This window comes from Streptomyces sp. NPDC102437, from assembly GCF_044765565.1.
In the GTDB taxonomy this organism is placed as follows: domain Bacteria; phylum Actinomycetota; class Actinomycetes; order Streptomycetales; family Streptomycetaceae; genus Streptomyces.
Genome location: NZ_JBIWKI010000008.1, coordinates 263,330 through 269,517, shown reverse-complemented (window position 1 = coordinate 269,517; position 6,188 = coordinate 263,330). Strand labels below are relative to the sequence as shown.

At 69.3% G+C, this 6,188-nt stretch carries 5 protein-coding genes; all 5 read left to right on the top strand.

All coding sequences use genetic code 11. The annotated features are described in order from the left end of the window. Positions 1 to 1,622: peptidase C14 (locus tag ACIRJP_RS13525; protein WP_404172274.1), on the top strand; the 1,622-nt coding region annotated here is incomplete at its 5' end. A 41-nt stretch (positions 1,623 to 1,663) separates the two neighbouring features. Beyond that, positions 1,664 to 2,920: a Gfo/Idh/MocA family protein gene (locus tag ACIRJP_RS13520; RefSeq protein ID WP_404172271.1), complete on the top strand. Its 1,257-nt coding sequence runs from the start codon at positions 1,664 to 1,666 to the stop codon at positions 2,918 to 2,920. Between the two features lie 47 nt (positions 2,921 to 2,967). Further along, on the top strand, positions 2,968 to 4,224 hold the full coding sequence (locus tag ACIRJP_RS13515) for an ABC transporter substrate-binding protein (RefSeq protein ID WP_404172268.1): 1,257 nt from the start codon (positions 2,968 to 2,970) through the stop codon (positions 4,222 to 4,224). A 105-nt stretch (positions 4,225 to 4,329) separates the two neighbouring features. After that, entirely contained in the window at positions 4,330 to 5,235 is a 906-nt protein-coding gene (locus ACIRJP_RS13510; RefSeq protein ID WP_093541011.1) for a carbohydrate ABC transporter permease, read from the top strand. A 2-nt stretch (positions 5,236 to 5,237) separates the two neighbouring features. After that, positions 5,238 to 6,185, top strand: coding sequence for a carbohydrate ABC transporter permease (locus ACIRJP_RS13505; RefSeq protein WP_404172265.1), 948 nt, complete (start codon positions 5,238 to 5,240; stop codon positions 6,183 to 6,185). The last annotated feature ends 3 nt before the right edge of the window (positions 6,186 to 6,188 follow it).

The following is a 6,188-nucleotide window of genomic DNA, read 5'->3' as shown; positions in this document are numbered from 1 at the left end:
ACCGCATACGCACCGAAGGCATCGAGAAGAACACCCACGACAACCCCTTCGGCGCCGTCCTCTCCTTCCGCGGCACCGTCACCGACACCACCGTCAGACACTCCCTGAGCGCGGCGATGCCGGACCTCTCGGACCTCTTCGAGGTCGGTGACTCCTCGAAGTTCGCCGTGGGCCAGTGGTGGGCCGTGGAGATCAACGCCCTGGCGGGGAAGTACGAGAAGGAGATCCAGCGGCTCGTCCAGGTCACCGATGTCGTCGACGCGACGCACATCCGGGTCAACTACCAGATCGGCTGGGACCTGGCCGCGGGTCGCACCCTGACCTGGACCCACGTCGAGCCCGTCGACCGCGCCCACGTCCGCAACATGGTCTTCGAGGGCTGGGGCGAGGACGAGATGACCGGCTCGCACCCAATCGCGTACGAGTACGCGGTGCGCTGCGACGTCTCCGGGATCGAGGCCATCGGCACCTTCTGGCCGGTCGTGATGCGCCGCTGGTGCACGTACTACCGCACCGAGCAGTGCTCGCTGACCAACCCGAAGTCCGTCACCTACGGCGGCGCGGGCTACCTCACCCAGCAGATCTACTGCCTGTACGGGCACGTCGAGGACTGTCACACCTCCAACGCCCGTCATCTCAACGACTTCACGGCCTCCGCCTACTGCTACGTCACCAACTGCCACGGCGACGGTGACGACGAGGGCCCGTTCGTGACGCACGGCCAGTTCGAGCACGACCTCGTGTACACCGGCAACTCCGGGCTGATGACCTTCGCCAACTCCGGAGCGGCCTGGGGCGGCAGGGCCAAGCGGATCACCGTACGCCGGCATGCCTGCTCCTGGTTCGTGGCCCGGGTAAAGATCACCGATCTGACCCTGGAGGACGTCCTGGTCATCGGCAAGAAGTCCCTCGCCGGTTCCGGGATGCTCTGGGTCAACGCCGACGGTGTGCAGATGCGCGGCTGTACGGCCACCGGGCCGCTGATCGTCTCCCGGGCCTCGGACCTCTCCGCCCGGCCCAATGTGATCGCCGACTCCTCGTTCGCGTTCGCGGCGGGCGCCGAGATCACCCAGGCCAACGTCACCGCCCCGCTCACCGTCCAGCGCAGCGTCCTCAAGGGCGTCGACGGCGCGGTCCTCAACGGCACCGGCCCGCTCACCCTGGACCAGTGCACGCTGACCGGCTCCAAGGACACCGCCCCCGTCTCGCTCGCGCACACCGACATCACCGTGCTCGGCGGCGAACTCCGCGACACCGGGCTGAAGCTGACCTCGGCGAAGGACCAGCGGCTGCGCGTCGACGGCACCCGGCTGAGCGGCACCAACAAGGACGGCGCACTGCTCGCCCGCACCGGCTCCGGACGGACCGTCGACTGGCAGCTCACCGGCCTCGACTCGACCGCGCCCAAGGGCACCGCCCATGTGCTGGTCACCGAAGGCCCCAACCGCTACCGGAACACCGGCTCCACCTTCACCGGCGGCCGGCTCGAACTGCGGCCCGCGGCGTTCACCGGCGACAGCCATCTGCTGCACACCGGCTGCGTCGAGGACGGCACCGAGCGCACCGCGCTGCCGGACGAGGGCGACCGCGTCGCCCACACCGCGGCCACGCTGCGCGTCTGACCACCCCGTTCATCGAGCACCACCGAGCACCAGGGATTCCCGTGTCCACGCATACCCCGATCACCGGCCGGCCCGTACGGGTCGCGCTCGTCGGCGCAGGCAACCGCGGTCTGACGTACGCCGAGTGGATCAAGGCGCACCCCGAGCGCGCCGAGCTCGTCGCCGTCGCCGACCCGCGCCCCGCGGCGCGGGCCGCGGCCGGCGCACCCGTCGAGTTCGACGACTGGCGGCCGCTGGTCGAGAACCGCATTGCCGACGCCGTCGTCGTCGCCACCCAGGACCGCTTCCATGTGGAGCCGGTGCTGGCGCTGGCCGAGGCCGGTTACGCGATCCTCGCCGAGAAGCCCCTCGCCCCGACCGAGGAGGAGACCCGGCGGATCGTCGAGGGCGTGGAGCGGTCCGGGGTCCTGTTCGCGGTGTGCCACGTCATGCGATACACCCCGTACACCGACCTGGTGAAGGAGGTCGTGGACTCCGGCGTGCTCGGTCAGCTGGTCTCCCTCGACCATCTGGAGCCGGTCGGCTGGTGGCACTATGCCCACAGCTATGTGCGCGGGCCGTGGCGCAGCGAGAAGGACTCCTCGCCGATGCTGCTCGCCAAGTCCTGCCACGACCTGGACTGGATCACGTACGTGATGGGCGGCCGGATCGAGCGGGTCTCCAGCTTCGGCTCCCTGAAGCACTTCCGGCCCGAGAATGCCCCGGCCGGATCCGCGGGGCGCTGTCTCGACTGTGCGGTCGAGTCCGACTGCCCGTACAGCGCGCTGAAGCTCTACATGCCGACGCTGCGCGAGAAGGGCGCGGTCTGGCCGGTCACCCATGTCACCGAGGCGACCGACGAGGCCGGTCTCGTGCAGGCTCTGCGTGAGGGCCCGTACGGCGTCTGCGCGTACCGCGGCGACAACGACGTGGTCGACCACCAGGTCCTCGCAATGCAGCTGACGGACGGGGTGACCGCGACCTTCCAGATGGTGGCGTTCACCGAGCAGACGCACCGCCAGACCCGGATCTTCGGCTCGCACGGCTGGCTGATCGGCGACGGCGAGCGGGTCACGGTGCAGGACTTCCGTACCGGCGAAACCACCGTCCATGAACTCGGCGCCTCCGGTTCGAACGCGGCTGACGGGCACGGTGGCGGGGACGCCGCGCTCGTCGAGGCGTTCGTCACCGCCGTCGCCACGGGTGACGCCGGGGCGGTCCGCTCCGGTCCCGCCACCTCGCTCGGCAGCCATCTCGCGGCGTTCGCCGCCGAACGCGCCCGCCACACCGGCACCGTCCAGACGGTCCCGGCCCAGTGACTCACTCTCTTCCCCGCCCCACCCTCACGTCCTCGGAGGACCACACCATGTCCCGTCTCCTCACCCGCCGTTCCAGAGTCCGCGCCGTCGCCGCCCCCGTGCTGGCCACCGCGCTCGCCGCCGGTGTGCTGGCCGGCTGTTCCGGCAGCGGCAGCGACGACAACACCGTCACCATGTGGACCTACCCGGTCATCTTCGACGAGGCCAAGAACAAGGCGTACTGGGACGGCCTGGTCAAGGCGTTCGAGAAGGAGCACTCGGGCGTCAAGGTGAAGGTGGAGACCTTCCCGTGGGCCAACCGCGACACCGCGCTGGCCACCGCGATCGCCTCCGGCAAAGGCCCGGACGCGGTCTACCTGATCCCGGACCAGCTGCCGAAGTACGCCAAGAGCATCGTCCCGGCCGACGACTACATGCCGGCCGACGCCAAGTCGGACTACACCGACTTCGCGCTGAAGTCCGTCACGATCGACGGCAAGGCGCTCGGCACCCCGGTCCTGACCAGCGCCAACCCGCTGATCTGCGACAAGCGGGTGTTCGCCGCGATCGGTGAGAAGACCTACCCGACGAGCTGGGCGGAGCTGGAGGCACTGGCCCCGAAGCTGAAGGAGAAGGGCTACTACGCCACCAGCTACAGCGGCGACACCCAGCAGACCCTGAACATGACCTTCTACCCGCTGCTGTGGCAGGCCGGCGGCAACGTGTTCTCCGAGGACGGCAAGACCGTCACCTTCAACGACGCGGCCGGCGTCAAGGCGCTGACGTACCTGAAGGAGCTGGTCGACGGCGGCTACACCGACAAGGACCTGGTCACCACCACGCCCAAGCTGGAGCAGACCCCGACCGCCAAGGGCAAGGTGGCCTGTACCTGGCAGAACACCCCGGCGGACGTCGAGCCGTTCTGGGGCAAGGAGAACATCGTCGTCCAGCCGCCGCTGAAGGACGCGAAGTCGGTCGGCTACGGCACGGTCGGCGCGCTGTCGATGCTGAAGGGCGCCGACAAGAAGAACACCGGCGACTGGCTGAACTTCGTCGCCGAGTCGAAGAACGCGGCCGGCCTGCAAAAGGGCGCGGGCTACTTCCCGGCCCGCAAGTCCGGCGGCGACCTGTACCCGGGCGACGCCCTCCAGAGCGCGGTCGGCGCCACGCTGCCGACCATGGACGTGGGCCCGCTCCAGGACAAGGCCCGTGAGGTCCAGGGCGTCCTGGCGCCGGAGATCCAGGCGGCGCTGCTGGGCAAGAAGAGCCCGCAGGAGGCGCTGAACGCCGCGCAGAAGGCCGCGCAGGCGATGCTCGGCCGCTGACCGACCGGGCGCGGTGCCGGGTCCGGCCGCACTCGGACCGGCACCGCCCCCTCCCCGGAGGCATCCCCGACCCCCGCAATTCCCCCGTACCGCAAGGAGATCCCCGTGGCAGTCGTCGCGGAACCAACCCGCCGGGGCCGTCGCAGCGGGCCGCAGGCGCGCCGCGAGGCCCGGATCGGCCTGCTCTTCGTCCTTCCGTGCTTCCTGCTCTTCCTGGCGTTCCGGTTCGGTCCGGGCATCGCCGGGGTGCTGATGAGCTTCACCGACTACTCCCTGACGGGCGGCGGCAGCTTCATCGGGCTGGACAACTTCACCCGCCTGTGGGACGACCCGCTGTTCTGGCAGGCACTCAAGGTCACGGTCCTCTACACCGTGCTCGCCGTGCCGGGCACGCTGATCGCCTCGGTGTCCCTGGCCCTGATCACCCGCCGCGCGTTCCGCGGCGCCAAGTTCTTCCGTTCGGTGTTCTTCCTGCCGGTCGTCACCTCGCTGGTGCTGGCCGCCACCGTCTTCGTCTGGATCTTCTCGACCGGTGGGCCATGGTCCACCCTGATGAGCTGGTTCGGGATGTCCGAGGGCTCCTGGCTCTCCGACGACGTGCTGGTGCTCCCCGCACTCGCGATCGTCGGCGTCTGGTCCCGCTTCGGGTACGGGATGCTCATCCTGCTGGCCCGGATGCAGGACATTCCACGTGAGCTGGAGGAGGCGGCGCTCACCGACGGCGCGGGCCCCTGGCAGCGGTTCCGGTACATCGTGCTGCCGCAGCTCAAGCCCGCCCTGTTCTTCCTCGCCGTGATCGAGACGACGGCCTCGTTCCAGGTCTTCGACGCGGTCTACACGATGACCGGCGGCGGCCCCGCCAACGCCAGCTACACGCTCGTCTTCCAGCTCTACGACGCGGGCTTCAAGTACTTCGACCTGGGTTACGCCTCCGCCATCGGCGTCGCGCTCTTCGCGCTGACCGTGGTGGTCGCGGTGATCCAGCGGCTCGTGATCGGGAAGGACCAGTGACCATGACCGCAGCACCCGCCCAGACCGAGACCCCGCCCGCGCCGAAGACTCCCGCGGCCCCCGACCGGGCCGGGCGCCGCGCCGCGCGCAAGCTGCGAAAGCTCTCGGAGCAGGACACCGTCCCGCACGGCATGCGGCCCAGCCGGGCCGGCCGGATCGGCCGCGCCGTGCTGCTGACGGTGGCCGCGATCGTGACGGTCTTCCCGTTCTACGCGATGGTCGTGCTCTCCCTGAAGCCGTCCGCGGCGGTCGAGTTCCCCGGCAGCCTGCTGCCGTGGCCGCTGACCGGCGAGGCGTACGACACCGTCATGAACGCCCAGGACGTGCCGCGCTGGCTGTTCAACACGCTGATCTACGCGGTCGTCTCGGTCGTCGGCGTGCTGCTGCTCGCCTCGCTCGCCGGGTACGCCTTCGCCAAGAAGCGGTTCCCCGGCCGGGAGACGATGTTCTGGTCGTTCCTGTCGATGGTGATGGTCCCGTACCACGTCACGATGATCCCGACCTTCGCGATGATCGCGAAACTCGGCGGCGTGGACACGTACTGGGGTCTGATCGTGCCGACCCTGGCCAACGCCCAGGCGGTTTTCCTGATGCGGCAGTTCATCCAGGGGCTGCCGGACGAACTCTTCGAGGCGGCCCGGCTGGACGGCTGCAACGAGTGGCAGATCTTCTACCGGATCGTGCTGCCGCTGCTGAAGCCGATCCTGGCCACCCTCGGTGTCTTCGTCTTCCTGTGGCACTGGAACGACTTCCTGTGGCCGCTGGTCATCGGCCAGTCCACCGACATGCGCACCCTGACCGTCGGCATCGCCTCTCTACAGCAGCAGAACGTGCCGCTCAATGTGGTGCTCTCCGGCTCCGTCATCGCGTTCGTGCCCATCTTCGCCGCGTACATGGTGGGCCAGCGCTACTTCACCGAGGGCGTCACCGCGTCCGGAATCAAGGGATAGCAA